This is a genomic window from Aliivibrio thorii, assembly GCF_057368585.1.
Map to the genome: position 1 here is coordinate 234,703 of NZ_CM170655.1, position 25,679 is coordinate 260,381.

26 protein-coding genes and 1 pseudogene are annotated in these 25,679 nt (G+C 38.9%); 4 read left to right on the plus strand and 23 right to left on the minus strand.

The features are described 5' to 3' along the window. Positions 1–170: 170 nt before the first annotated feature. Together AC2IP4_RS15310 and AC2IP4_RS15315 are read left to right on the plus strand one after the other, a co-directional pair. Positions 171–317, plus strand: a pseudogene (locus tag AC2IP4_RS15310) (ABC transporter ATP-binding protein); the annotation flags it as partial. Continuing rightward, positions 317–784 carry a transcriptional regulator gene (locus AC2IP4_RS15315; protein WP_486307678.1) on the plus strand — a complete coding sequence of 156 codons (468 nt, stop codon included), beginning with the start codon at positions 317–319 and terminating at the stop codon, positions 782–784. The pseudogene AC2IP4_RS15310 and the gene AC2IP4_RS15315, both read left to right, overlap by 1 nt. A 60-nt stretch (positions 785–844) precedes the next feature. Here AC2IP4_RS15315 and AC2IP4_RS15320 read toward each other — a convergent pair whose 3' ends face one another. The 20 genes from AC2IP4_RS15320 to AC2IP4_RS15415 all read right to left on the minus strand — a co-directional run bounded on the left by AC2IP4_RS15320 (position 845) and on the right by AC2IP4_RS15415 (position 18,519). Beyond that, entirely contained in the window at positions 845–2,476 is a 1,632-nt protein-coding gene (locus AC2IP4_RS15320; RefSeq protein WP_486311063.1) for a methyl-accepting chemotaxis protein, read from the minus strand. A 120-nt stretch (positions 2,477–2,596) separates the two neighbouring features. Further along, on the minus strand, positions 2,597–2,878 hold the full coding sequence (locus AC2IP4_RS15325) for a hypothetical protein (protein ID WP_486311064.1): 282 nt from the start codon (positions 2,876–2,878) through the stop codon (positions 2,597–2,599). 233 nt (positions 2,879–3,111) lie between these two features. Continuing rightward, positions 3,112–3,417 carry a hypothetical protein gene (locus AC2IP4_RS15330; RefSeq protein ID WP_486311065.1) on the minus strand — a complete coding sequence of 102 codons (306 nt, stop codon included), beginning with the start codon at positions 3,415–3,417 and terminating at the stop codon, positions 3,112–3,114. A 389-nt stretch (positions 3,418–3,806) separates the two neighbouring features. Next, positions 3,807–4,331, minus strand: a complete 525-nt coding sequence (locus tag AC2IP4_RS15335; protein ID WP_486311066.1) for a site-specific integrase — start codon at positions 4,329–4,331, stop codon at positions 3,807–3,809. Positions 4,332–4,776: 445 nt separating this feature from the next. Next, positions 4,777–5,661 (minus strand): metal ABC transporter solute-binding protein, Zn/Mn family, encoded by an 885-nt coding sequence (locus AC2IP4_RS15340; RefSeq protein ID WP_486311067.1) that lies wholly within the window; start codon positions 5,659–5,661, stop codon positions 4,777–4,779. 52 nt (positions 5,662–5,713) lie between these two features. Continuing rightward, positions 5,714–6,589, minus strand: a complete 876-nt coding sequence (locus tag AC2IP4_RS15345; RefSeq protein ID WP_375320219.1) for a metal ABC transporter permease — start codon at positions 6,587–6,589, stop codon at positions 5,714–5,716. Continuing rightward, positions 6,589–7,353: a metal ABC transporter ATP-binding protein gene (locus tag AC2IP4_RS15350; RefSeq protein WP_012551535.1), complete on the minus strand. Its 765-nt coding sequence runs from the start codon at positions 7,351–7,353 to the stop codon at positions 6,589–6,591. Before AC2IP4_RS15350 ends, AC2IP4_RS15345 begins: the two co-directional genes overlap by 1 nt. Beyond that, positions 7,353–8,276 carry a metal ABC transporter solute-binding protein, Zn/Mn family gene (locus AC2IP4_RS15355; protein ID WP_486311068.1) on the minus strand — a complete coding sequence of 308 codons (924 nt, stop codon included), beginning with the start codon at positions 8,274–8,276 and terminating at the stop codon, positions 7,353–7,355. The genes AC2IP4_RS15350 and AC2IP4_RS15355 overlap by 1 nt, the downstream gene beginning before the upstream one ends. Positions 8,277–8,298: 22 nt before the next feature. Continuing rightward, entirely contained in the window at positions 8,299–8,862 is a 564-nt protein-coding gene (locus AC2IP4_RS15360; RefSeq protein ID WP_486311069.1) for a DUF6162 family protein, read from the minus strand. Next, entirely contained in the window at positions 8,859–9,176 is a 318-nt protein-coding gene (locus tag AC2IP4_RS15365; RefSeq protein WP_017021649.1) for a hypothetical protein, read from the minus strand. Before AC2IP4_RS15365 ends, AC2IP4_RS15360 begins: the two co-directional genes overlap by 4 nt. Before the next feature lie 57 nt (positions 9,177–9,233). Next, positions 9,234–10,064, minus strand: a complete 831-nt coding sequence (locus AC2IP4_RS15370; RefSeq protein ID WP_486310095.1) for a DUF4198 domain-containing protein — start codon at positions 10,062–10,064, stop codon at positions 9,234–9,236. A gap of 50 nt (positions 10,065–10,114) precedes the next feature. Beyond that, a complete protein-coding gene (locus AC2IP4_RS15375) occupies positions 10,115–10,597 on the minus strand; it encodes a DUF2271 domain-containing protein (RefSeq protein WP_375320849.1) in 483 nt (160 codons plus the stop codon). Positions 10,598–10,672: 75 nt separating this feature from the next. Continuing rightward, on the minus strand, positions 10,673–11,317 hold the full coding sequence (locus AC2IP4_RS15380; protein WP_375320848.1) for a PepSY-associated TM helix domain-containing protein: 645 nt from the start codon (positions 11,315–11,317) through the stop codon (positions 10,673–10,675). 159 nt (positions 11,318–11,476) lie between these two features. Further along, positions 11,477–12,679: a tetratricopeptide repeat protein gene (locus AC2IP4_RS15385; protein ID WP_375320216.1), complete on the minus strand. Its 1,203-nt coding sequence runs from the start codon at positions 12,677–12,679 to the stop codon at positions 11,477–11,479. Further along, positions 12,676–13,296, minus strand: coding sequence for an energy transducer TonB (locus AC2IP4_RS15390; RefSeq protein ID WP_065592692.1), 621 nt, complete (start codon positions 13,294–13,296; stop codon positions 12,676–12,678). The genes AC2IP4_RS15385 and AC2IP4_RS15390 overlap by 4 nt, the downstream gene beginning before the upstream one ends. Then, complete coding sequence (locus tag AC2IP4_RS15395; protein ID WP_017021643.1) at positions 13,296–13,700, minus strand: ExbD/TolR family protein; 405 nt, start codon at positions 13,698–13,700, stop codon at positions 13,296–13,298. Before AC2IP4_RS15395 ends, AC2IP4_RS15390 begins: the two co-directional genes overlap by 1 nt. Continuing rightward, a complete protein-coding gene (locus tag AC2IP4_RS15400) occupies positions 13,697–14,206 on the minus strand; it encodes a MotA/TolQ/ExbB proton channel family protein (protein ID WP_045104286.1) in 510 nt (169 codons plus the stop codon). Before AC2IP4_RS15400 ends, AC2IP4_RS15395 begins: the two co-directional genes overlap by 4 nt. Next, positions 14,206–15,561: a MotA/TolQ/ExbB proton channel family protein gene (locus AC2IP4_RS15405; protein ID WP_375320215.1), complete on the minus strand. Its 1,356-nt coding sequence runs from the start codon at positions 15,559–15,561 to the stop codon at positions 14,206–14,208. Before AC2IP4_RS15405 ends, AC2IP4_RS15400 begins: the two co-directional genes overlap by 1 nt. A 1-nt stretch (position 15,562) precedes the next feature. Then, positions 15,563–16,330: a DUF3450 domain-containing protein gene (locus AC2IP4_RS15410; RefSeq protein WP_375320214.1), complete on the minus strand. Its 768-nt coding sequence runs from the start codon at positions 16,328–16,330 to the stop codon at positions 15,563–15,565. 110 nt (positions 16,331–16,440) lie between these two features. After that, the gene (locus AC2IP4_RS15415) at positions 16,441–18,519 is read right to left on the minus strand and encodes a TonB-dependent siderophore receptor (RefSeq protein WP_486311070.1); all 2,079 of its coding nucleotides are present in this window, start codon (positions 18,517–18,519) and stop codon (positions 16,441–16,443) included. A gap of 357 nt (positions 18,520–18,876) precedes the next feature. Here AC2IP4_RS15415 and AC2IP4_RS15420 point away from each other — a divergent pair, with 357 nt between their 5' ends. Both AC2IP4_RS15420 and AC2IP4_RS15425 read left to right on the plus strand, forming a co-directional pair. Further along, positions 18,877–19,965, plus strand: a complete 1,089-nt coding sequence (locus tag AC2IP4_RS15420) for a NapC/NirT family cytochrome c (protein WP_486311071.1) — start codon at positions 18,877–18,879, stop codon at positions 19,963–19,965. Positions 19,966–19,978: 13 nt separating this feature from the next. Continuing rightward, complete coding sequence (locus AC2IP4_RS15425; RefSeq protein ID WP_486311072.1) at positions 19,979–22,432, plus strand: molybdopterin guanine dinucleotide-containing S/N-oxide reductase; 2,454 nt, start codon at positions 19,979–19,981, stop codon at positions 22,430–22,432. A gap of 105 nt (positions 22,433–22,537) precedes the next feature. Here the strand turns inward: AC2IP4_RS15425 and AC2IP4_RS15430 are convergent, their stop codons facing one another. Genes AC2IP4_RS15430 through AC2IP4_RS15440 form a run of 3 tightly spaced genes read right to left on the minus strand, consistent with a single transcriptional unit; the run spans position 22,538 to position 25,677 of the window. Then, positions 22,538–23,179 carry an OmpA/MotB family protein gene (locus AC2IP4_RS15430; RefSeq protein WP_486311073.1) on the minus strand — a complete coding sequence of 214 codons (642 nt, stop codon included), beginning with the start codon at positions 23,177–23,179 and terminating at the stop codon, positions 22,538–22,540. Further along, the gene (locus tag AC2IP4_RS15435; protein ID WP_486311074.1) at positions 23,180–23,962 is read right to left on the minus strand and encodes a motility protein A; all 783 of its coding nucleotides are present in this window, start codon (positions 23,960–23,962) and stop codon (positions 23,180–23,182) included. It abuts the gene before it with no gap. Then, a complete protein-coding gene (locus tag AC2IP4_RS15440; RefSeq protein WP_486311075.1) occupies positions 23,959–25,677 on the minus strand; it encodes a FliG C-terminal domain-containing protein in 1,719 nt (572 codons plus the stop codon). The genes AC2IP4_RS15435 and AC2IP4_RS15440 overlap by 4 nt, the downstream gene beginning before the upstream one ends. Positions 25,678–25,679 lie beyond the last annotated feature (2 nt).

The window sequence follows — 25,679 nt, forward strand, 5'->3', positions numbered from 1 at the left end:
CATTCCTTTTTATAATTATTGTATTTATTTACATCCGTTTACATTTGTCCCTCAAGCCCACTGTAACAAAACCACGTGAAAATTAAAGTCAATACTCTAAAATAAATACTTAATACAATATCTCACTATTGAAACAAGTAAATATCAGGGGAGATTTCACCAAAAAGTGAAATTTACCTTTTGGCTATTTAGTCGAAAGTGAACCAAACTATTCTATAGACGCTGATGGAATATGAAAACGCAGCAGTATTGTAATAGAAGGGTGTAAACAGGTTGGCGACAACCATTTCGTTAAACATTGGGATGAGGCAGCATAATGACATTAGATACTTGGTTAATCTCAATTTCTAATTGGTATGAAGCAAAGCAATATGACCAAATAGAAACGCTTGAAACACTCTTATACTCTGCGCCTAATTCGGTGTGGGGGCCAACATTGACTGACGAGCAAAGTAAAGCAATAGCCTGTTGGTTAGATGGCAGTTTAAGAGTATTTGAACACACCAAGTATCATGACAAAAAGAAAGCATACCAAATGTTGCAATACGCCAGTGCAAAGTTAGAAGTGGCCGCCTTTAACTCTACAACGGATGTTGATATTAAAGATTGGTGCTTAAAACGATTACAACACCTCACGGTACTCAGCTTGGAGTTTTGTAATCAACAACAAGATCAATCCACATGGAATAAGAAAGCTCATTCACTCATTGAAATGCACGTTAAATTAATGGTGAGCCTTTCTTTGAATGAAAGTAGCGCACCAAATTTAATATCCCCTCATTAATACCTTATACAAAGACAATAAAAAAGCAGCAGATTAACCCCTGCTGCTTTTCGCTTTTATTTAACTCACCTTAAAGAAAGACAACTCTTCGCTTTGTTTTACAGCCAATAGCGCTAATTCTTTCGCAGCTTGTTGTGTCTGATTCACTGCCGCTACATTCTCATTTACTAAGTCGAATGTTCTCGTGGTATTTTTAGCGATATCTTCCGTCACATTGTATTGCTCTTGTGAAGCCGTAGCCACTAAGGTATTTATATCTGAGATGGCTTGAACAGATTGAGCAATATCATCAAAAGAAACTTTCACATTATGAGATAATGCCACTGACTCTTGAATAGAATTAACATTTGCTACCATATTGTCATTTGCTTTTTCTGATTGCGCTTGCAGTGTAGAAATAATGCCTTGAATATTTTTAGTCGACTCTTGAGTTTTACCCGCTAAGTTCCGCACTTCATCGGCTACCACCGCAAAACCACGACCTTGTTCCCCAGCACGAGCTGCTTCAATCGCTGCATTCAAAGCCAGTAAGTTAGTTTGCTCAGAAATAGAACTAATCACATTTGTTACTTCTCCAATATCAATCGCGCTATTTTTTAGCTCTTCGATCATATAAGCCGTTTCTTGAACCGATTCATTAATGTTTTGAGTTAATAAAATAGATTGCTCTAGCGCTTTATTTCCTTCAGTTACATTATCAATTGCTTTTCTTGTTTCATCTTCAGCTTGAACCGCATTCGATGATACCTCTTTTGAAGTACTTGATAATTCACTAACCGCCGTCGATATTTCTTCTACTTGAGCTAATTCACTTTGAGTATTTTTAGCGGTATTTTGCATAACAGCAGTCAACTCTTCAGAAGAAGAACTCGTATTATCCGCTGAAATAGTGAGTTCATTAATAAGATTTGATAGCCTTCCAATCGATTTATTGAATTCTTGTTTAATTTGAAAAAATTCATTTCTAGATGGAACAATAGGCAACGGTTTTAAAACACCATCCGCCAATAAAGCAATAGCCGACGACATTTCATTAATGTTCTTATTGATAATATTATTTATAGTAAAGAATAAAACGGCAGAAAAAAAACAACCTATAAACGTTAAGATTAATGTAATTGAAATTAATCCACTTAATGATTCATCCAACAACTCCGTTCTTTGAGCAAGGAATTTTTTTTCTTCAGCAGAAATTTTATCAAATACGATTCTAATTTCATCAACATATTTTTTTCCATCTGCTTTATCTATAAACTCTAGAGCTTCACTTAAACTTTTAGTATTCCGAATTTCTATCCCTTGATCTATAACGTTTTCTTTCCAATTTGAATAAGTTTTTATAAGTGCATTTAATCTATTCGTTTGATCTGACGTAGAATTATTAGAAAAAAAGGTGGACAACCTCTCAAGATCTGAATTAATCGAACTTACTCCTATCTCATAAGGCATTAGTGATGATTTTTCATTAGTTAACATATACCCCCTGAAACCGGTTTCTATGTTAATCACTTGCTCTAAAGAATGCTGAACCAGTCCCATAATCGTGTATGTTTTTTCTACTGCGTCGCTGTTCTTTTTAATCTCTTCATTTGAATTATCTACAGAAACATAAATAGACATAAATGAAATGAATGTCACAAAGAAAGCAATAATCATGAGTAGTTTAGTTGGTAAATTTGCTAGCTTATTCATTTTAACCTTATAATATATATTTTATAATTTGATGCGTCATCACGTTTTCCTAACAAATAATTAAGACTGCACATCACTTTTTTATTTAATGTAAACATAAAGAAAATCGAACTTAATAGGTTAATAATCAAATGAAAAAACAGAATAAAACCATAAAAAAAATAGCCATATAATATTGATTTGATTTTTTATTAAACCATTATTTTTCTCTTTCCTCTGAGGTATTGTTCTTAATAGAAGATCATGACCATGACTTCTTTTAAGGTTGCGTTTCATCCACCCCATATCTTCTTCACAAACTTCAAACGTGCAATAAACATCACAACCACTGACTAAATTATTAGTGCATAAATCTAAAAATGATGTTTCAGAATTAGCGACTAATATGTGTTTATTGCTCATTATATATATTCCTTAATTAACTAAAAATCCATAGAAAAATTAAAATTATAAAGACTAACCTCTATTTCTTTTTTGCAATCGCGATCAAACTCCAGAACCAATTCCCTTCTATTATATAGACAGCGCTTTACATTCACGAAAATAATGACAGTTTCGATTTCTTCACCACTAAAACATAAAATTATACCTTAAATAAATAATTTTAATTGTGAATGTGGCTGCTTTCGATATATCTATAGGTTATTTTTTAAAAAACACATTAATGAATTAGCTATATCTAATTTATCAAAAGTACCGTTAGATTGCTCATCTTTAGCAATTTTTCCATTTTCAAATATGAATACAGAGCAAGATTTTTTAGATTGAATAATGCTATTCATATTTACGTGATCCATTTCTATGGGATCAAATGAGTTATCAGTTCGATAACCAGATTGATATACAAAATAACTATCGATTATTGACTCTAGAGATAAGTAGCCAAAAACATTGACCGCCTTATGAAATCGGCCGTAAACCCTTTTTCTCAACATGTCCATAATTAGAATTCACCGTAATATCATGAATAAACACACAATTCCAAGACCTAACAGTACACCTCAAAATAAACTACTTTAATTTAAGGAAATATGAAGCCGTATATTAACTTAACAAATGTAAGAAACTGTTCGTTCCATATATTATCTATTAAATATCAATTAGTTACGACTTATTTGTTTCGGTGTATTAACGTTATCTTTTATACTAAACTATTTCATCCTATCTTTGCAAACCACTGCCTATCTTACTTTCTTATCTTTATCTAACAATCTCTTACATCTGTTAAATAAAGCCGTGTTTAAAATACACATACATACATTTTTAATATGAAATACATTTAACTCATTATAAATAGTTAATATTAAGGTCATTATTTGTGGTCTAGTTATCATATGCGAGTTTTTCTCGATAAATAGACAATTAATTTTTTTTGAGCCAACTCAGTCTTATCTTTGAATAAACCTATATAGCGTAAACTCATGCTTTCAGATTGATGTCCAATAACGGTCATCAACAATCCAATATATTTACCCGTAGCAAAATACAAATGTCGAGCGAAGCTCTTCCTTAATGTATGACACCCTACCTTTACATCAACACCAATCTCTTTCAATATCGCGGCCAATTTATAAAAAACATACCAACAAGCTTGTCGAGTCAACAGTCCCTCCCCTCCTTTTGCACGATTACTTGAGAGCGTCTGACGATTAAAGATATAGTCATTAGCTAGCTCTTTATACTCTTGTTTTCGTTGTTTAAGAGTTATTAGAATAAATTCACTTAAATAGAAAGTTCGTGTCACAGGTGAAGCAGAGTCTATTGCGTGCTTTACTCTTTCATTCACTGTCGATTCCCAAGATTTAGGGATGAAAGAAACAATCAGCTGAGGCGGGGTAATATAGATAATACTCATTTTTTTGGACAACCCCCTCGCTTGATAATGAAAAAGTAATTCTTCCTTTACTTTTTTAACACCCTCATCTTTGCTTTTGCTCTACGAGCCAATGTTCCTTTACTTTCAATGATCTCACACTGTCCATTTGATAAATTAATATTGCGATACTATAATTTAAAAATATCACTAATCCTTAATCCACTTTCTATACCAATATTCCAAACAAGGGTAAAAGCAAGATCATAATTTTTTTAAGATATCTTTCTGCATGTTTGTTTACGTGTTTTAATCGGTTCTACATAAGACATAGTTTTTCCTTTTTATAAACAATGACAGCGATTCAAAATAAAACAATTCCTCGATCCTCACAAAAAACGACACAACCCTATTTGTTAAAAACCATAAGAACATGGATAGTTTAGTGCTTTTCTGTTTAGAATAAACGAGCCCAATCTAGATAAGACTATAACGCTAATTGCCATCTCTGTAATGGCGCTTTACTGTTTATTCCTGCTCTGCCCCAACGATCAACCGCATCAACAACTAATACACGTTCCATTGGCAGCAACGCTTGCATCTGCTTGTTTGGTTTTTGAGTCGTAATAATCCAAACTGAATCATCTTCTTTAATTAAATCGTTCAACTGTGCTTTATCGTTTTCAGTCCACTCAAGAGCTGGTTTTGTTAAACGATCAACCACAAATAATTGATTGCCAGAGGCAAAGTCTTCTAACTGCTCAGACAACAAAATAACCGAGTCGATATCATTCTCTAAAATCACTTTTTGCTGCTGGTTGATTAATTGACGTACCGACAACATAAACTGCTCTTGGTTTTTTTGGATCTGCTCTGATTTATCAGGCCAGATACGTTGAAAATCATCACTCACAATCGCTACCATTCGGATTAAATTTGTTGGGTTTAACCATGCGTATTTTGAAGTTGAGCCATCAGATAAACGTAATGCTGCCACACCTTGTGCGCGAGGAGTAATTGCTTGAGAAGCATCGACTTCAATAATCTGAATATTGCTGTATCTTGCGTTCACATACAGAGGATCATCAGCCCATACCGCCCCAATCGTCACAACCACTTGGGCTGTTTGTGCTGAATCTTGAACGCTTTTCGCCCCTTTAGTGGCAAACCAATTGGGTAAACGCTCAATCCCATAACGATTTGGTGGTAAATATTTTGTCGTTAATGAGGTTTCTTTTAATAACTCGCTTGATAGCATATACGTCACAGGGGTTGCCGTTAATACATCTGCCGCTATTACTGTTTTGATGCTAAATAGTGATACTACACATATACTAGCAATCGCTATCCATTTCATTGAATTCTGTTTCATTTCTTATCCTATCTATACCCATATTCTTCGATTATTATTGAGGTCTACTCTGTTAATTCTTACGAATAATTCGGTAGGTGGTCGCAAGTAAAAAGAAGAAAGCTGAAACAATAATAATCGCAGCCCCAGAAGGCACTGGCATTTCTAATTCCATCGGTAATACGGTGCCAATCAAGCACGATATTGTCGCTAATAGTGCAGACATCAAGACAAAACTGCCCATATTCTCAGTTAACAATCGAGCCGTCGCACCAGGTATGAGCAATAACGCGCCAACTAAAACCGCACCGACAATTTTTACCGATGCAATCGTCACAAGGGTAATCATCATCACAAAAAGGTAATCATAAAAATTAGTTTTGTAGCCACGAACTCTGGCAATATCAGGGCTAATACAAGTTAATAAAATACGATTAAACGTCGGAATTAATACCACCACAATCAATAAGCAACTGCCTGCTAGAATCGCAATATCTTGGTCCGTAACCGTTAGGATAGAACCGAACAATACGTTCTCTAGCATGTGAATATTAATTTTACGTGCTACGTACATCAGTAATGCAGCGCCCACAGCCAATGCCAAGGCAAGGAAAACCCCAACTAACGTATCGTAAGGCACATTAGTTCGGTTTCTTACAAAATGCAGTAACAAAGCAAAGATCATACAGAAACTAAATAAGCCGATGATTGGGTTCTCTGCGGGCTCACCCAATAACACACCTAACGCGATACCCGTTAAGGCAGCATGTCCAACTGCTTCAGAGAAAAAGGCCAAACGCTTTGCAATCACTAACGTCCCCAAACCACCTAACAATGGCCCTAAGAGGATGGCGGCAACAATAGCATTAACCATAAAGGCATACGAAAAACTGTCACTTAAGAAACCTTGCTCGACGCCATATAACGCCCACTGACGAAACAGTTCCATTACGCAGCCTCTCCATTGTTGGTTTTTGATGCATCGTACTGAGCACTTGCACCCGTATAATGATTGAATAATCGCTCAATTTTCTCAGGTTTTAATACTTCTGAATAACAACCAGAATCAACCAAATTACGATTGATAACATGAACATGTGCTTTAAGACGGCGAACAGCGGTCACATCGTGGTGAACGGCTAATACCGTTTTACCTTGCGCGATAAATTCATGCATTAAGGATTCAAGATAACGAACCCCGTGCTCATCCATTCCTGTTGTTGGTTCATCAAGAACAAGTAAATCGGGATTATCCAATAGCGCTTGAGCGAATAACACGCGCTGTTGCTCCCCACCAGAAAGTTGTCCCATTCGACGATCGGCACGGTTAGACATGCCAACGCGCTCTAACTGCGCCATTGCAAATGCTTCTTGGCTGCTTTTCTTACGCCATAACGCACTTAAAAACAGAGGCACTCGCGTTTGATTCAATAAAATGAAATCCTTCACCGTTAGCGGCAGACTAGATTCAAAGACGGCTTTTTGTGGTACATAACCAATCACGCCTTTCTGCTCTGGCCACTCAATATTAATTTCCCCCTGAAACGCGGTTAATCCTAAAATTGAACGCAATAACGAGGTTTTACCGCCGCCATTAGGCCCCATCACCACATGGCATTGACCGGCTTCAAAGCGTTGGTTAACTCCTTCTAAAATGGTATTTTCACCATAAGTAAGCCCAACATTGGTTAAGGAAATTGCTGGTCCTGACATTATTTAGCGTCCTTATCTGCGGCGAATTTCATGGCTTCGATTAGAGTGTCTAAATTTGATTTCATTTCAATTTCAACTTTATTGTCTTCATAAGGACCGTGCGTCATGTGCGAAAAGCGATACAACTGAACGCCTGTCGCCTCTTCAATCGTGTCGACAAAACGGTTTGGCATGTTCAATTCATAAAATAAAACATCAATGTCGGATTCACGGATCTTTTCAATCGTCCCTTGCAGTTGACTCGCACTTGGTTCTACACCGTGAGCGGGTTCAATGACAGCTGCCACATCCACACCAAACTCTTGAAGAATATAACCATACGCATTGTGCGTTGTTGCTACCTTCATTCCTGCAGTGTCTAATTCACCCAGAGAGAGCATGGCATCACGCTTCATTAATCGGAATTTTTTCGCGTATTTACGCGCATTTTTACGGTAGAACGAGGTATTTTCAGGATCAATTCGAGATAACTCATTGGCAATGGTGTAAACCTTTTGAATTGTTGTAGATAGACCAACAAATGTATGAGGATTCACCGCGCCTTTACCGACCGATTGCCCCATTGCTGGCAACAACGGAACGTCTTTATTGGCTTCTAATACCATTAATTCGCTGTTATTTGCTGCCGAAATTACTTTTAACGCAAAGTCATCATGACCAATGCCATTAACAACAATCACATCCATTTTATTTAAACGTTTTAAATCGTTTGGTTGGGGTAAATAATTGTGGGGATTAAACCCTGCATCAACCAAAGGAAGAATTTCTGCTTTATCACCTACCACTGCTTTCACATAGCTGTAGTAAGGTTGTAAGGTAATGCCAATCACCAAAGGTTTTGTTGCCGATATCGCCGACGCAGAAAACAAAGAGAGTAAGCTAAGCAGAACAAAAGAACGTACGTATAAAATAGATTTCATCATTATTATTTATCTTTTATTGGTATCAATTTAAATGAGTGTCATGAGCAGAAAAGACTACTTGCATCCAGTGCTGTTGAATGAGTTCGCTTTCATTCCAAGAGATTGGAGCAGGAGAGATGGTTGTCGACATCAATTCAGAGTTCAGCCAAAGCTCAATCTCATTGCCTTTTGCATTAAAAATGAATGACGCAGCGCCTTCTTTTTTCACTTTTAAACCCAGATAAACCCCAGAACCTAAATGCTGCCATTGGTGTTTTCCGCGACGCTCCCAGCTTTGGTCTTGCACAAAAGGTGGTAACCATTCATCCGCTAGGTAAGCAATCTCTGGCCATGCATTTTCTTCTGTTGATTCAGCCTGAATATCGTAAATTTCTTCATAGGCTAAACGTAATTCAGCGATCATAGCTAAATCATCTTGCGTTAAATCGGTAATTAATACTTGGTGTGATTCAAGCTTTACGCCCTCATCGTTCGATTGATGATATGGCAATGCGACCACCGCAATAAGCAAAATGCACCCAATAATGAGTGCTATCCATTTTCCTTCTGCGCTTCCATTATCTGGAGTGACTGATTGAATGATCATTTCTCTGAGATCTCGACAACATCGACTTCCACTGGGCTTTCGTGTCCTGAATCAAACACCAAATAAAAATCTGTTTCAGGATTTGTAAATTCCGCAATTGAGCGTTTATCAGTGGTGACTTTTGCAATCAAATTATCATCGTAATCATACATATTTACGTCATAATCAACGGCTTTACTGCCATCACTGTAGCCTGTTTCACACAGTACTAAATCCGATTCAAACCAACAGCTCATTAATGGAAAATGAGCAAAACTCGCAGAAGAAAAAAGAAGAGAAGAAACAAAAAGGGTTTTCAGGTTTACTTTAGTCATGGATAAATCTCGATAAAAAAGCACCACAAACCTTTATGGAAAGTGGTGCTAACTACATTATTGAAGTAGAGCTTCAAACGTTAAGTGAACATTTACACTGGCTTGTTCTGCAAGTGGGTGGTCTGTCAGCTCACCTTTGTAATTTGATTTCATCAGGTAACGACCCGCAGTTTCAGGAGTAAAGGTGATCTTTCCGTCTTTATCACTCACTACGTCAATTTGTTCTTGATGATTACGATATAGTGTCCCTTCACGAGTAATATCAGCCGTTACACCCGCTTGAGGTTTACCATTAAAGAAGAACTGAAAAGTCACAGGTTCACCTTCTAGAATATCCGACGGATGAGTTAATGGCTTAAGCTCTAACAAGGTATTATCAAGCTTCATCGCTTCTGTTGTTGGCTTACCTACTGTTACGTAACTCTCAGCACGAGTGAAACTCACTTGGCTTACCACATCTCGTGCTTTTTCTGGAAGTACTAACGCACGATCTGCCTTGGTTGCTTTAATCCATTTCACCGTATCACGACGGCCTGCTTTATATTGGGTGTAATACGTTGGCTCGTTATTAATTCGAACTTTGTGAGTGCCTTCTTCTTCAAAATAGAAATCAAACATTGAACGGCGTTTGCCTTTAACGACAAAGTTTGGGCGCTCTGTACGACCATCAGGCATCACAACTTGTGCCTGATCACTACCCGCTGGCTTATCAAATACAAACGTACCGTGTGACGCGGTAACATCAAACGTAAGCCAATCACCACCTTCTTTAGATACGGTAAAATGAGAAGGTAAAACCCAGCGAGGGTGTGCGTTAGCCGTCGTTGCAGCCAATAAACCTGCAGCCATCACGCCGGTTAATACTGCCGCTTTGAACTTACTGTTCATTAATGTTGTTTTCATAATGTGTTTAATTCCCTGATAAATAGACATCTAAATTACTTTTTATAATGAATGGTAATTTCGCCAGTCTCTTCTGTTGGCTTTAATTGGTAAGTCATATCACTATTCGCTAACGTCATTTTTTGACGTAAATAGTTACGGCCACCATGCTCGCGAACCACTTCGATATGTAACGTATAATCCCCTTGTGGTAGCGCCTGACCTGAGTCATCTTTGCCATCCCAACTGAATTTGTATTTACCAGCTGGTCGTGTTGCAGAAGTAACAGCATCAACTAATTCACGATCGTAACGACCGACTTTACGCCACCAACTTCTTAAATCTTTTAGCCACTCATCTTTACCTACCCACAGCTCAATCGTTTTTACTGACTTACGTTCGCTGTTTTCAATCCATACCGCTACATAAGGGCGTGCATACATGGTGGTCGTAATCGTTGGAAGCTCAAAAGCAACATCGACTTTTGCACTCTCAGAAATAGCCGCTGAATTAACAAAAAGAGGTGTTGTTAATACCATTGCAGCAATTGAATGACGTAAATAGGTAGAGAGTGAAGCCATTGTGATGTCCTTATGGATACAAGATTAAAAGGGTTAAGGTACGGCAATAAAATACAATGCAAGCGTGATTGATGAGCCAAATACCATCCACTTCATTGATGTCATTAGTGTTCTTTTTTTCGGTAAAATTAAGCACACACCGGTTAGTACAAAAAAGATCATTAATAACGCGGTAATATCAATGAATGCTTTCCAAACTTCACCGCTGTTTCGTCCTTTATGTAAATCATTTAATAACGCAACAACGCCATAGTTTGAGCTTTCGATATCTGCCATGCCTGTCGTTAAATCGATATAAACAGACGCGTTATAACCGGATCCTTTGTAATTTAATGACAATTCCCCCTCGACTAGTTCACCGTCTTCAACGTCGGTAAAAACATAAACATTAGAAGGCGTTCCAGAGAGATCGGTGTGTTGATTTAAGTAATCAAGCAAAGCAGCGGTATTTGGTTTATTCCAAAGGGTGTGTTGTTTTTCATCTTGAGAAAAAAGCACTCTGTTAGGAACAGAAAGAGTGGTGTTTTTGATGTCTGGAGAGCTACTAACAAACCAATCAGGACGATTTAGCGTGATCCCGGTGATCGAGAAAAATAAAACAACGAGTAGAAGCGCCATTGATACATAGACATGTAAGCGACGCGCCCACAATTGTACTTGTTTATTTTTCAGCAACATGAATAAAACAGGATCATTTAAGAATAATGGATGGTAATGTAATTGATAATGATTTGCGTTGACATTCAATTTACATTGTTTACGTTTGGGGATTCTTTACTGTCTATTTTACGAGCAATAGAAAAGCCCTCATCATTCGATAAGGGCATTAAATGGAGTTTACGCTGAAGTATTGGCTGTTTTTCTCAATTGAGACAAATATTTTATCCACCCTTTCGCTTCATTTGATGGCGTAAAATCATTGGCTCTTTTCGCATAAAGTAAGGCTGAATCTATTTGGTTTAGCTTGTAATAAGCTCTTACTTTAGCTAATGCAATATCATCTGTCTTTTTGTAATCCTTAACCTTATCTAAAGTCTTCAAGCCTTGTTGATGATGACCCTCTTGGATCTGTAATTGGGCCACTTGCCAATAATAACGTGAATCTAGCGTTGCAGCCTTTGACCAAGTGACAGTGGCTTTATCCCACTCTTTTGCTGCTTGCCAATAACTTGCTTGCATAGTCAGTAAATCAATATCACTTTGCGCTTCATCTAACTGACTTAATACTTCAGCAGCTTTCTCTGGGATACCGCGCTGAGCATAAAGTTGAGCCAACAATTTCAACTCTGATTGACTCAATTCAATTCCTTGTCGCTCTGCAAGAATAAGAGTATCTAACGCATTTTTAGGTTGATTCAAACGAAGCTGAATACTAGTTAACTGCTGCCACCATGTCGCTTTATTTGGTTCAAGTACAATTAAACTGTTCAAGGTAGGGATCGCCGATTTCCATTGTTTTAACTGTAGTTGCGCCCCTAATTTCAGTACTAGTGATTGGCTTCTTTCACTTTGTTTCTTATATATCGCGACACGTTCATGCTTATTTAATGCAGAAAGGACCTTTTCCCATTGCGCCAACTGATAATGGGTTTGAGAAATACGGAACCATAAATCGCCTATTTTTTGTTTTTCAGGCACTGAGTTCGCTAATTGATAATAATGCGGTAACGCATCACTAAAGCGCTGATCTGTTAATAATAAATCGGCAAGCATACGTTGCGTTATCCATGCTTGCTCATCGGCTAATTGCTGGCTATTTACTGCTTTAGTGAGATATTTAACTGCCGACTTACTACTCCCTGCCTGCCAATGAAACACACCCAACATACGTTGAATATAGGCTTTATCATAATCCTGAGAAGGGGTTAATTCTGCCAAAACAGCAATTGCTTCGGGCATTTTTTCTTGCTGTTGTAATTGCAGTGCTCGCTGTACTTTACCCGCATTGTATTGGCTAAGTTGCTGAGCTTGCACTGCCCCAGCAAAAAATAAAGCGAAGCTAAGAATAAGAACAGAAGAATGTAATTTTAATTTCATCATTTTGCTAACGTAAACTCCAATTTCACCGTTTGTCCAACTTGAGCAATGGCTTTCCCACCGACTACTTTTGGTTGATATTTCCATTTTTTCAACGCTTTAACTGCTTCTCTTTCAAACATTCGACGCGGTTTAGCATCCGTCACTTTTACATTGGTTGGGCGACCTTGTTCATCAATGGTAAATGACATAACAACAAAGCCTTCTGCGCCTCTTTTCATCGCTTTTGATGGATAACGAGGCTCAACACGATACAACGGCATCGCTTGTTGGTTACCTGTAAAATCAGCAAAACTCGGTGCATTTATCGCTAACCCCGAAATACCAGAATCCAAGCTCATTGGTGGCATTGAACTTTGTGGCGTCGCCATTGAAGTTTGAGTTTGAGACGCCATTGGTTTTGCCTCTGGTGGCGGCTCTGGTGTTTCTGGTTTTTCCGGCACTCGACGTTGACGGCGCTGAATATCTTGTTCTTGCTCAACCATCACCATATCAAAGCGGATCGTCTCACTGCTTTCTGGTTTCCCGTTATGACCGTTGTCTACCATCCACGCCATAAACGTGAATAGCCCTACCGTCATAGAAAGCGCAATAGGCACTGCCAACAATAATCGCCACATTAGTTTTTCTCCGCAGCCAATGCGATGCCTTTAACTCCCGCACCTTTAGCCGCATCCATGACTTTTACAACCGTCCCGTTATACGCATGTTCATCAGCTTGGATCACTAATGATGCATCAGGTTGTTCTAATAACAAATGCTCTAATGTCGCTTGAACTCGCTCTGCATCCACCATACGTTTATCAATGAAAATATCGTTTGAAGCGGTAATAGCGACAAAGATACCCGCGTCTTTTTGACTCGATACATTACTGGCTTGAGGGCGATTTACTTCAACCCCTGATTCACGTACAAATGAGCTTGTTACGATAAAAAAGATCAGCATGATAAATACGATATCGAGCATTGATGTTAAATCTATTTGTGCTTCTTCTTGGTTTGAAGAACGGCGGCCAAGTCTCATGACTGACTCCTTAATGCTTTTTCTAAATGATGTTCTTTACGGCGGCATACTTTGGCTAAACGAGCATGAACAAACATACCCGCTAGCGCAGCAACCATTCCTGCCATGGTTGGTAATGTGGCTAATGAGATACCAGAAGCCATCAGTTTTGGCTGGCTACTGCCTTGATTTGCCATTACATCAAACACTGAGATCATGCCTGTTACCGTGCCTAGCAAACCGAGCATTGGGCAAATGGCGACAAGAACTTTGATGAAATTCATGTATTGATTAAGCTGAAGATGTGCTTCGCTTACCCAGCCATCACGGATCGTTTTCGCATACCACGAATCATGATCGTCTCGCTGCTGCCATTTATCTAACCATACTTTTCGCTGTGCCGGAAAAGTGAAAGATAAGAAAAATACACGCTCAACCACTAGTAACCAACACACAGCAACAACAGCGCCTAACCACCATAAAATGGGGCCGCCTTGTGCCATAAAGTGAGATAAGAAGGCCGTCATTAGGCTGCGATTCCCATTGGTTTATTTATTGTTTCTTTTTCTGCTTGTTCAGCCACTAAACTCAAGCCCTGTTTTTCAAGGATGGTACGAATACTCTCTGCTTGTGAGCTTAAGATATTGTGAGTTAATAACAGAGGCATCGCTGCAACTAAGCCTAATACCGTAGTCACAAGAGCCATTGAAATACCGCCCGCCATTACTTTTGGATCGCCATTACCAAATTGCGTAATCACTTGGAATGTTTCGATCATGCCAGTAACAGTACCTAAAAGACCTAACATAGGTGCTAATGCAGCGAGAAGCTTAAGCATTGAAAGACCTTTTTCTAAGCCTTGTTGCTCATCGACAATGGTTTCTAGTAAGCGAAGTTCTAACGCTTCTACCGAACGAGTTTTTTCTGCATCATAAACAGATAAAACACGACCAAGAGGATTATTACCGATGTGTTCAGGATCTTTTAATTGAGTGCGGATCTGCTGACGAATAACCAACAATCTTGCACCATTAAATAACGAAATAAGCAGGCCAATTGCCAATAGAGCGATAATGATTTGTCCAACCACACCACCCGCTTGCAGGCGATCTTTTAGCGTTGGCGAATTTGCAAGTTGATCTAGCATGATGCCACGCGATGGATCCACAGCCATCATGATCACTTGTTGCTGCGCCATATCAGATAATGTTGCTACTGATGGCGCAAGCTCTGGCTGTTGTGCATAATACGTCGCAACTTGTTTTTTGTTATCCCAACGTAAAAAGCCTTCGTCGCCAACCAATGCCATATTTCCTAAACGGTAAGCATTCACTTCTGCGCGATGACCTGCTCCGTTAATAACAGTTACAGGAACTAAAGTCAGTTGTGAACTTACCTGTGCTTGTTGTGCCATTGTTTGCCATAAACCGGTCAATTGGCCCATCGAAGGCAAAGATTTCGCGGCAACGATATCATTAATTACTTGGCTATTTTTCTTATCATCAAGGCCTGTCACTGAGTTCTTTAACTCTACATCGACATCTTTTGCTGTTTGTCTTACCACACCAAACAGCTCTCCCAGACTGCCAGTTTCTAGATGTAATTTTTGCTCTAAAGAGGCCAACGTTTTTTCATTGTTACTGAACGTTGAGCTTAATTTATCACTCTCTTTTTGTAGCTGTTTTCGTTCTGCTATTAACGCATTTCTTTGTGCTTTTAAACTTTGTTCTGTTTGTTTAAAACCAGACTCACGCTGTGCATTATGTTGTTTTTGAATTTGGCTTGCTTGCTTGGTGTCTTGAACTAATTCAGAGCTTGCTGCCGATGTGTTAGCTGAAAAACTTAATACTGAAATAGCTAAAATAAGTGGTTTAATCGTCATGTTATTTCACCTCTTTCAGTGATAAAGAAACGGGTAGAGTCAATAAGCTCGGAGCCACTTGTTTATAAGCGACAGAGTACGCTTTAGCTAAGTCGTCATTAAATGATGAATCCAATAATGTCCACTGATTACTGTAGGTATTCCAGCTCCAGTATTGTGAAGAATCCAAACGACGAGCAAGCAATGAAACACGGCCTAAATGCAACATATCAGCATCGATTAATTCATCATTATCAACCGTGATTTGAGTTTGATATGTACCTAGCTTCGAGCCGTAATCCATCTCAATTTGATACGCTTCGAGAATACGACGGTATTTTTCTGCATCGCTCACATCGACTCTTGTCATCATGTGTTCAAGTTTTTCAATACGTTGTTGGCGTTCTGCTATCTTGATTGGTTTATCTTGCTCAACTAACACAGTAAGGCCCGATAACATTTTATACATCAATGGCACGACACCTTGTCTTGTCTCTTTAATTGTTTCTATTTGATTATTTAGGTTACCCATTTCTTGTTGCTGACTATTCACCAAACCAGTGAGGTGATCACGATAAACCGCAAGATTCTTTACTTCTTCTTGCAGTTGTTCGATCTCTGCTTTATATGCCAATGTTGCTTCTGAGCTTTTATCAATTTTTGTTTGGCTCACAGCAGAGGCTGTATTCGATTTATTTTCGATAGATCGTGCTTGATCAAGCGTAGAGGCTTGAGCGGTTGTGATCACGGTAGCTAACGCTATTCCAATACTGGTTTTTAAAATATTCATATTATCTATTTCTTAACTGTTATTTTTTAAGGTCTATCTCTTAAAAAATTTGCCTTCAAATAAACGCACTAAAGGGAGACCGAAGCCTCCCTTATATTTAATGCGCTAAATTAGTATTTAACTTGTAGTGTCGCCATGTAGTTTCGACCTTCGCCAACCACTACACCACTTGCACTACCACCTGCTAGATAATCGGTATCCAATAGGTTTTCCACATTGAATCGAGCGACAAAATCTAAGCTTTCATCATATTTAATAGTATGTGAAATACCCATATCTACTCGTGTGTAAGCATCTTTTTTGAATTCATTCTTAGAGTCACCGTAACGCTCGCCTACGTGATAAACACCAAGATTAATACCTGTACCGTTATTGAAATCGTACTGAGACCAAATGCTTGCACTAAATTCAGGAACATCAGCAGGCGTTTTACCTTCTAATGCTGGATCATTTTCATATTTAGCATCAAGTAATGTCGTTGATGCACTTAATGAAAACGCTTCTGTCAGGTAACCTGTTGCAGCTAGCTCAATACCAGTATGGATCTGCTCACCCACTTGTGAAGTGCGCGTATCGGTACTATTGATATCTTCAGTCACCTGCATGTTTGATTGTACAATTTGGAATAAAGCACCAGACACATACAAACTGTTATCTAATAGTTCCCACTTAGATCCTAACTCGTATAAATTACCTTTCATTGGGTCTTGAGATTGACTATCATTAACATCATCAGAATCATTAATGGTTGCTACTGGTTCAAAACTTTCAGAATATACGGCATAAATAGAACCATTTTCAGCTGGATGATAAATCACACCAAGCTTAGGAAGAATGTTAGTGTAGTCTTCTTTTCTGCCTTTGCTGTCTTCTGTTTTATCTACAGCAAAACGTGCGCCAGCAAGTAACTGCCAAGAGTCATTAAATGTCACTAAATCTTGTAAATAAATACCATAATGTTGGCTCTTTGAGTGAGAACCGACGGTATCGTTATTTGAATTCAAATCACCAGGGCGATTAAAGCCATCACTACATGTATCAGTACCTGTATCACATGATTTTGAACTGTCATATTGACGTTTGTAATCATAATGCAGGCCGTTACCACCTACTAATAAACGGTGATTAACACCCAGGGCATCTACATCACCAGTAAAATCAACATAAGCGGTATCAAACGTCCATTCATCATGACGATCAGATGATTTATAACTGCTGCCATCTTTATGTATGTCTGACTCTGTACGTTGACGTTCATAAAACTGACGGCTAATACCGGTTTTAACAGACCATGAATCAGTTAAGTTTGCAGTTAAACCAACACCATAGTTGGCAACGTCATTATCTGTTTTTGCCCAGTTTTGGTCTTTAACGATATTTGGGTCAATCACTTCACCCGTCGTTGTATCTACTTTTGAGCCGTTATCTAAATCACCTAGCTCGTCAGTTCTGTCATAATGAGCAGATAACATGATGTCTTCATTGATATCATAATCAACAAACAAACCACCAACAGTACGTTCCGTTTCTACATCAGTACCGTCAAAACGTGTACGCCAAGAATCTTGGTTTTCTTGAGATAAAATCACGCGAGCACGTAATGTTTTATCTTCATTCAATGCACCGCTAACATCAGCCATTGAACGCGTGTAATTATTTGAGCCAATGTCTTGACTGATCGTTACTTGTGTTTCATAAGTTGGCTTTTTAGAAATCATGTTTACTAAGCCACCAGGAGTCGATTTACCGTAAAGTAAACCTGCTGGGCCTTTCAATACTTCTACACGTTCTAATAATTCAATTGGTTGACGATAATGAGACCAATGCTGAGAGCCATCACGTAAGAAACTTGAGCTGCTGCTTAATTCAAAACCGCGTAAGTAAAAACGTTCACGGTTAGTTGATTTAGAGCCTTCAGAGATACTTGAATCATTCTTCAACACTTCACCAAGCGTGCTTGCGCGTTGCTCGTCAATAAGCTGCTCATCAATGACAGTTACTTGCCCTGGAGTTTCTAACTGCGTTGCTTCCATACGCATTGATGTTGAGTTGGTATCGGCTTTATAACCGTAATCACGGCCTGTAACGACCATGTGCTCATCAGTAGTTGATGTATCTGTTTCAGCGTAAGCAAGAGGGGTAGACAAAACTGCGCCAATAACAAGAGCCAACTGACTTTTAGAAAACATATTCCATTATCTCCAAGTATTTTTAAAAGGGGTGATAAAAATCTGAGATGGAATATAAATGATAATTGTTACTATTTGCATTAAATTTACATTCTTTGCATTTGTATAGAAACGTCACTCAATTTAAACCAATAACGATAATGCGTAACAAAATCAAAGCAAGATAATTACACATCTCCCTCTCCTTTTTATGTAAAACAATATTGAGATTTGAATAGTAATTAATAAAACTCTCAATTCTGAGTAAGCGGTTACATTTTTTGAAATATCTACTCTTTTCTTGCACACAATTAACACCAAAGTGGTAATATTATTCATTGACCACACAAAGAATGTGGCTAAATTAAGGATCATATTATGAACAAACGCTATATCGCTTTAATCGCTGCCGTTGGTATTGCCATTGGTTGGATAACCTTGGGCGGTACACAAGCCGTACTCCACGCTACATCAACCACTGAATTTTGTGTTTCATGCCACACGATGGAAAAACCATTACATGAATATCAAGGTTCTGTTCACTTCAGTAACCAAAAAGGCATTCGTGCCGAATGTGCTGATTGTCATATTCCAGAAGAACCAATTGATTACCTAATTACGAAAATTCGTGCGTCTAAAGACATCTATCACGAGTTTGTTACTGGCAAAATTGACACCGATGAGAAATACGAAGAGCATCGTCTAGCGATGGCTGAAACCGTATGGGACCAAATGCGTGCAAACGATTCAGCTACTTGTCGTTCTTGTCACAGCTTTGATGCAATGGAAACTTTCGATCAATCAGCAAGTGCACAAAAAATGCATGCTTACGGAAGAGAAAATAATCAAACCTGTATTGATTGTCATAAAGGTGTTGCCCACTTTGCACCACAAGCTACCTTAGATACGTCAGCATTTGACCACCTTTTTGATATGGCGAAAAACACCAAAGCCGATGCAGAAAAAGTCTACCCAATTGAAAGCATTAAAATGGCTGACCTTGCGACAATTAACCCTACTGTTGAACTAGCTACTGTTAGTAATGATGAAGGTAAACGTACAGTGACAGTTTCTGGCTACCAAATGAAGGGCGCAGAATCGGTTATCTATATGGGTGAAGGCCAACGTTCAATCATTGCGACTCTTACTGATACCGGCATCAAAGCACTGACACTAGGTGAAGCTAATACAGATGCTTATGGCAACGAATGGCGCACCGCTGAACTAACTGGCACTATCGAAGCACCTGTTCTTGCCTCTAATCAACCATTATGGGATTACGCAGAAGAGCTAGATAACGTCTACTGTGCTACGTGTCACGCGAAAATTCCGGCAAATCACTTCACGGTTAACTCTTGGGGTCCTGTTGCAAAAAGCATGGGCGCACGTACTGATATCTCTGAGCTAAATCTTGAGATCTTAACTAAATTCTTCCAAAACCACGCGAAAGACGTGGCAACTCATTAATAAGGGAGTGACTATGACTACTATTACTCGTCGCGGCTTTTTAAAAGGCGCAAGTGCATCTGCTGGTGCATTAGCGATCACGTCTATCGCTCCGTTATCTGTGAACGCCTCTACGCTTGGTCGGACAGATTCATTAATTCTAACCGCTGGTCGTATGGGTCCATTACTTTGTGAAGTCAAAGATGGTCAACTTACCTCAACCAAAAGTGGCTTAGCGCAAACTGTACCAAACAGCTTACAACAAACTGGTCCATCACAGGTTTATACTAAAGCCCGTGTTAAATACCCAATGGTCCGTAAAGGCTATTTAGAAAACCCAAGCAACCCTCAAGGTGTTCGTGGTAGCGATGAATTTGTGCAAGTATCATGGGATGACGCTTACAAGCTAATTCACGAACAACACATGCGTATTCGTGAAAGCTATGGGCCTCAATCGATCTTTGCAGGTTCTTACGGTTGGCGTTCAAGTGGTGTGCTTCATAAAGCTCAAACACTGCTTCAACGTTACATGAGCATGTCTGGTGGCTATGCAGGTCATCTAGGCGATTACTCAACGGGTGCAGCTCAAGTTATCATGCCGCACGTAGTTGGCTCTATTGAAGTATATGAACAACAAACAACTTACCCTGTAATCTTAGAGAACAGTGAAGTGGTTGTTCTATGGGGCTTGAACCCAATTAACACCTTGAAAATTGCTTGGTCTTCAACCGATGGTCAAGGGCTTGAATTCTTCCATCAACTGAAGAAATCAGGCAAAACAGTTATCATTATTGATCCAATGCGTTCAGAAACCGCGGAATTCTTTGGTGATAAAGCACAATGGATTGCTCCTAACCCACAATCTGATGTTGCGATGATGATGGGTATTGCTCATCAATTGGTTAAAACACAACAACACGATACTGAATTCCTTGCTAAATACACAGTAGGCTTCGAGCAATTTGAAGCATACTTAATGGGTAAAGAAGACGGTATTGAGAAATCCCCACAATGGGCTAAAGCTATCTGTGGCGTTCCTGCAAAACAGATGGAACTACTGGCTAAGATCTTCAAAGAAAACCGCACCATGCTAATGGCTGGTTGGGGTATGCAGCGTCAGCAACACGGTGAACAACGTCACTGGATGCTGACAGTTTTAGCTTCAATGCTTGGCCAAGTTGGCTTACCTGGCGGTGGTTTTGGTTATTCATACCACTACTCAAATGGCGGTAACCCAACACGTGACGCAGGCGTACTACCTGCAATGTCTCCATCGCTAGGTGGCAGTTCGGCAGGTGGTAATGATTGGGCTATTCAAGGCTCAGTTACGGCTTTCCCTGTTGCTCGCATTGTTGAATGTTTAGAAAAACCGGGAACAGAATACCAACACAATGGCCATACGCTAACTTTCCCAGAGCTGAAAATGATCTGGTGGGCGGGCGGTGCTAACTTTACCCATCACCAAGATACCAACCGTTTGATCAAAGCATGGCAAAAACCTGAGATGATCGTTATTTCAGAACCGTACTGGACTGCAGCAGCTAAACACGCGGATATCGTTCTACCAATTACGACTTCATTTGAGCGTAATGATATGACGATGACAGGTGATTACTCTAACCAGCATCTTGTTCCTATGAAGCAAGTCGTTGAGCCACAAAACGAAGCACGTAGTGATCTTGATGTATTCGCTGATATGGCAGAGTACCTAAAGCCTGGCGGTAAAAATGTGTATATGGAAAATAAAACGGAGATGGAATGGCTTCGTGATTTCTATAAAACAGCACAACAAGGTGGCCGTAACGCACGCGTACCTATGATGAATTTCTCTAAGTTCTGGGAAGCGAACAAGCTTATCGAAATGAAGTGGAATGCAAAGAATGCTGAATTTGTGCGTTTTGGTGATTTCCGTAAAGATCCAATCATGAATCCACTAGGCACGCCAAGTGGTAAGATTGAGATCTTCTCTAAAACTATCGAAAGTTACAAACTGGATGATTGTCCTCCACACCCAGTATGGATGGAGCCAACCGAGTGGATGTTTAACTACACTGATGGCGAACTACAGTTAATGACGTCGCACTCAGCACACCGTTTGCACAGCCAATTTAACTATGCAGATCTTCGTAAAGAATACGCGGTACAAAACCGTGAACCAATTACGATTCACCCTGAAGATGCAAAAGCTCGTGGTATTAAAGATGGTGATTTAGTTCGCGCTTATAACCAACGCGGCCAAGTTCTGGTTGGTGCATTTGTTTCTGATGGCATCAAAAAAGGCAGCGTATGTATCCACGAAGGTGCATGGCCTGATTTAGATCCTAAAACAGGTATGTGTAAAAACGGCGGACCAAACGTATTAACGATGGATATTCCAACCTCTCGTTTAGGTAATGGTAACTGTGGTAACTCTGGTGTGGTTAAAATTGAAAAATACACCGGTGTTGCACCAACATTAACAGCGTTTACACCACCAATGAATGGTTAATTAATTCCAAGATCATTCATTGGATAGATATAACCACTCATTTATTATAAAAAAGCGCTCTACATTTAGAGCGCTTTTATTTAGAGCTAGCCAGCTATTGTTGTTTTAATTTCTTTTAATATAAATCACAACACGTCGATTTAATTGACGCTGTTGTTCTATCGGTAACGCTTTATCCGCTCGTGGTTGTGCATCCGCATACGCCACCGCTCTTAATTGTGATTTATCCACATTAAATTTGATCAATTGCTTAGTCACCTCTATCGCTCTTGCTCCAGAAAGCTCCCAGTTACTATCAAACTGTTTGGTATGAATCGGTAAATCATCACTATGCCCTTCAACGATAATAGAGCGACCGTTCAAATCGACCTCTTTCATTACTTCTGCGAATTCAGAAATAAGAGCTTTACCTTCAGTCTTTAAAGATGCAGAACCTGAGTCATACAAATTTTCACTATCAAGAGCAATTCGTATACCATCAGTGACAGCAGTCACTACCACAGAATCTAAATTCTTCTGCTCCACTATCTCCTGAATATCGGCAGTTAACTCTTGCATAGGCAGATGAACTGCAGTATCAACTACTTTTCCCCATCCATCTTTTAGCTCTTCTAACTTTCCTTCATTCACTTGAGAGACTGCAACAATAAGTACAAAGAAAGCCAATAATAATGTGATAGCGTCACTGTATGTCATCATCCAATCATTATCGTCTTTCAACTCAACTTTGGGTCTTGCTCTATTCATTTAAGACGCTAACCTTTTCTTAAACGGTAAATGCACATTCATTGAATCTTGTAAGTACAAATCAGGACGTTTTTCTGTCATTAACACAAACGCATTAATTTGCATTTCACGATTATCAAAATTGGTATTGACTCGACGGCTAATACGAATCGCTGCAGGTTTGAAAAACACCTGAGCTAATAAAATGCCATAAAGTGTCGTTAATAAAGCAACGGCTAAACCATTACCTAGAGCAGCCATATCACCATTTAAATTATCAAGCATAATGATCAAACCAATCAATGTCCCTATCATTCCAAAGCCTGGTGCATAAGTACCCATTGAGTTTAAAACCTCGGCTTGAGTCATTTCTTGCTTATATTGGCTATGATTGCTTTCATCTAATAATTTTTTAAGCTCTTCACCTTTATAACCGGTACCGATAAGCTCTACACCTAAACGGATAAATGGGTCATGTTTTTCGTTATCATTTAATGAATTCTCTAAACCTGACATACCACTTGATCGAAAAATCTGATTCCATTCAACCGTTCTTTTGATTGATGCGTGCTTAAATTTCGTCACGTTTTTTTCATCAAGCAAGTTTACAAGTAACCCTTTAAACGACGATAAAATAAGTGGGTATGAATAACTGATTAATGCCGCAGTTAATGTTCCACCAAGTACAATAAGAAAACTCGATAAACTCACAAATAACATGTATTTATCGGTACTCATTGTTACTGCACCAATTAATACACCAAATGCCATCAATAAGCCGGTAATAGTACTGAATGAGATCATGCTACAGACTCCAAATCATTCATTGTAAATTGTTTATTTCCAATTGCTTGGCGCATTAATATCACAACTTGTTGTTTTGCTAAGTTTTGCTCATCATGCGACGCATCTTTACAACGCGCCATTTCAGCTTTGATCATTTCAATCATACGATCAGGGAACCCTGAAAGAATGACTTCAACTTGTTTATCATCTAAATTAATTAGCGCCAGTGCTACAATTTCAGGATTCATACTACGTAATATATTACTTAAAATGACCGCTGGCGTTCTAAGCACGTCATCAAAAATGTAGTACACTTTACGTAAATTTAAATACGCTTCCGGTGAAGACACTTTTAACTGGTCTAACAAATCGTTTTGCTGGCGTAAATTCATTCCATCAAGTAACGACATCAACATTTGGTTGCCATCGGTTCTTACGGTTTCAAAATCAGGTACCGATTGAGATTTAACAGCAAGTGATGAGGCTATCTCACCAAATGTCGCCATTGGCATAGAATCAAACTGAACGATTTCTATCGCTATTAATGCTTGTTCTTCTGCGGTAAACGTTGATAAGAACTTAGCAGAGCTTTCAGCTGGCAATTGACTTAAAACTAATGCTTTAATGCGCAAAGGTTCGTCATCTAATACCCAGCGAATTTGATTAATACTCAATTTATCTAAAAACGAAAATGGTCGACTGCGATGTTCAAATTGCTCAGAAGAAACCGCATCAACTAATAAATATTGTAAATCAGTTAAGTCTCTCACCAAACGATCATAATCAGCAGGGTTCGCTTCTAAATACTTCAAATATGCTGGAATATGTTCATTTAACGCAGGAAACATTGAAGTAAATAACGAGCGTCCAAGTTCCTGATAACAAGAAGCAAACATAGGGATATTTTGTTCATTCAAACTTAAACGGCGAAGTACTGAGTCTACTTTTTGTGGCTCACTTAAGCTGTACTTAACCAATTGTTGACGACACGCTTTAAGTTCACCTTTTTTAATATCTAGCAATTGCTCAGGCATCGGTGGCAATGAGTTCACTTCATTAACACCCACTTCTTTTGTAGATATTTTACGATTACGTGCAAGTAAGTAACCAATAACTAATAGTAATAATAGAACCAACACCCACCAATATTGTGCGATAGATGATCCCGTTATTTCTGATACAGGAACCATATCCATACGGATAACTTCAAGACGATCGCCTCGCATTGGGTTATATTCCAACTTCTCAAGTAATAGGTTTCGAATAAGCAGCTCTTTATCTTTATCTACACTATTATCTAATAACAATGTAGTAGACAAAGAACGGATCATTTTCTCTGTTTTAAGTGCTTGCTCATTATCTAACGCGTTTTGTTGCTGAGTTACTTCTTCACTTGTCGTAGGCACTGTTGCAGCAGTATTCTTATTGAAAGCAGACATGCCCGCTAAGCCTGGAAGCTCAGGTGCATCATCAATAATAACGGTTTTTACTTCTGGCTGTTGCTTAACAACTGGCGGTTTAGATGTTGAAGCATCAACCTCCTCACGAATAAACTCAGCCTGAATAGAAAGCACATGTATATTCTTACCTGCAATTCGTTCAATATCGCTATTAAGTCGTTGCTCTAATTCCGCAGTAAAAGACATTTGGTCTAACTGCAACGACGTTTGCGCGAATGCAATTGAGGTAATAAATAAAAAGCTAATGCATACAAAACGAATACACGATTTCATTC

Excerpts from the sequence above, each read along its gene's own strand:
- AC2IP4_RS15315 (WP_486307678.1), top strand. The coding sequence starts at position 317 with ATGACATTAGATACTTGGTTAATCTCAATTTCTAATTGGTATGAAGCA.
- AC2IP4_RS15320 (WP_486311063.1), bottom strand. The coding sequence starts at position 2,476 with ATGAATAAGCTAGCAAATTTACCAACTAAACTACTCATGATTATTGCT.
- AC2IP4_RS15325 (WP_486311064.1), bottom strand. The coding sequence starts at position 2,878 with ATGAGCAATAAACACATATTAGTCGCTAATTCTGAAACATCATTTTTA.
- AC2IP4_RS15330 (WP_486311065.1), bottom strand. The coding sequence starts at position 3,417 with ATGGACATGTTGAGAAAAAGGGTTTACGGCCGATTTCATAAGGCGGTC.
- AC2IP4_RS15335 (WP_486311066.1), bottom strand. The coding sequence starts at position 4,331 with ATGAGTATTATCTATATTACCCCGCCTCAGCTGATTGTTTCTTTCATC.
- AC2IP4_RS15340 (WP_486311067.1), bottom strand. The coding sequence starts at position 5,661 with ATGAAACAGAATTCAATGAAATGGATAGCGATTGCTAGTATATGTGTA.
- AC2IP4_RS15345 (WP_375320219.1), bottom strand. The coding sequence starts at position 6,589 with ATGGAACTGTTTCGTCAGTGGGCGTTATATGGCGTCGAGCAAGGTTTC.
- AC2IP4_RS15350 (WP_012551535.1), bottom strand. The coding sequence starts at position 7,353 with ATGTCAGGACCAGCAATTTCCTTAACCAATGTTGGGCTTACTTATGGT.
- AC2IP4_RS15355 (WP_486311068.1), bottom strand. The coding sequence starts at position 8,276 with ATGATGAAATCTATTTTATACGTACGTTCTTTTGTTCTGCTTAGCTTA.
- AC2IP4_RS15360 (WP_486311069.1), bottom strand. The coding sequence starts at position 8,862 with ATGATCATTCAATCAGTCACTCCAGATAATGGAAGCGCAGAAGGAAAA.
- AC2IP4_RS15365 (WP_017021649.1), bottom strand. The coding sequence starts at position 9,176 with ATGACTAAAGTAAACCTGAAAACCCTTTTTGTTTCTTCTCTTCTTTTT.
- AC2IP4_RS15370 (WP_486310095.1), bottom strand. The coding sequence starts at position 10,064 with ATGAACAGTAAGTTCAAAGCGGCAGTATTAACCGGCGTGATGGCTGCA.
- AC2IP4_RS15375 (WP_375320849.1), bottom strand. The coding sequence starts at position 10,597 with ATGGTATTAACAACACCTCTTTTTGTTAATTCAGCGGCTATTTCTGAG.
- AC2IP4_RS15380 (WP_375320848.1), bottom strand. The coding sequence starts at position 11,317 with ATGTTGCTGAAAAATAAACAAGTACAATTGTGGGCGCGTCGCTTACAT.
- AC2IP4_RS15385 (WP_375320216.1), bottom strand. The coding sequence starts at position 12,679 with ATGATGAAATTAAAATTACATTCTTCTGTTCTTATTCTTAGCTTCGCT.
- AC2IP4_RS15390 (WP_065592692.1), bottom strand. The coding sequence starts at position 13,296 with ATGTGGCGATTATTGTTGGCAGTGCCTATTGCGCTTTCTATGACGGTA.
- AC2IP4_RS15395 (WP_017021643.1), bottom strand. The coding sequence starts at position 13,700 with ATGAGACTTGGCCGCCGTTCTTCAAACCAAGAAGAAGCACAAATAGAT.
- AC2IP4_RS15400 (WP_045104286.1), bottom strand. The coding sequence starts at position 14,206 with ATGACGGCCTTCTTATCTCACTTTATGGCACAAGGCGGCCCCATTTTA.
- AC2IP4_RS15405 (WP_375320215.1), bottom strand. The coding sequence starts at position 15,561 with ATGACGATTAAACCACTTATTTTAGCTATTTCAGTATTAAGTTTTTCA.
- AC2IP4_RS15410 (WP_375320214.1), bottom strand. The coding sequence starts at position 16,330 with ATGAATATTTTAAAAACCAGTATTGGAATAGCGTTAGCTACCGTGATC.
- AC2IP4_RS15415 (WP_486311070.1), bottom strand. The coding sequence starts at position 18,519 with ATGTTTTCTAAAAGTCAGTTGGCTCTTGTTATTGGCGCAGTTTTGTCT.
- AC2IP4_RS15420 (WP_486311071.1), top strand. The coding sequence starts at position 18,877 with ATGAACAAACGCTATATCGCTTTAATCGCTGCCGTTGGTATTGCCATT.
- AC2IP4_RS15425 (WP_486311072.1), top strand. The coding sequence starts at position 19,979 with ATGACTACTATTACTCGTCGCGGCTTTTTAAAAGGCGCAAGTGCATCT.
- AC2IP4_RS15430 (WP_486311073.1), bottom strand. The coding sequence starts at position 23,179 with ATGAATAGAGCAAGACCCAAAGTTGAGTTGAAAGACGATAATGATTGG.
- AC2IP4_RS15435 (WP_486311074.1), bottom strand. The coding sequence starts at position 23,962 with ATGATCTCATTCAGTACTATTACCGGCTTATTGATGGCATTTGGTGTA.
- AC2IP4_RS15440 (WP_486311075.1), bottom strand. The coding sequence starts at position 25,677 with ATGAAATCGTGTATTCGTTTTGTATGCATTAGCTTTTTATTTATTACC.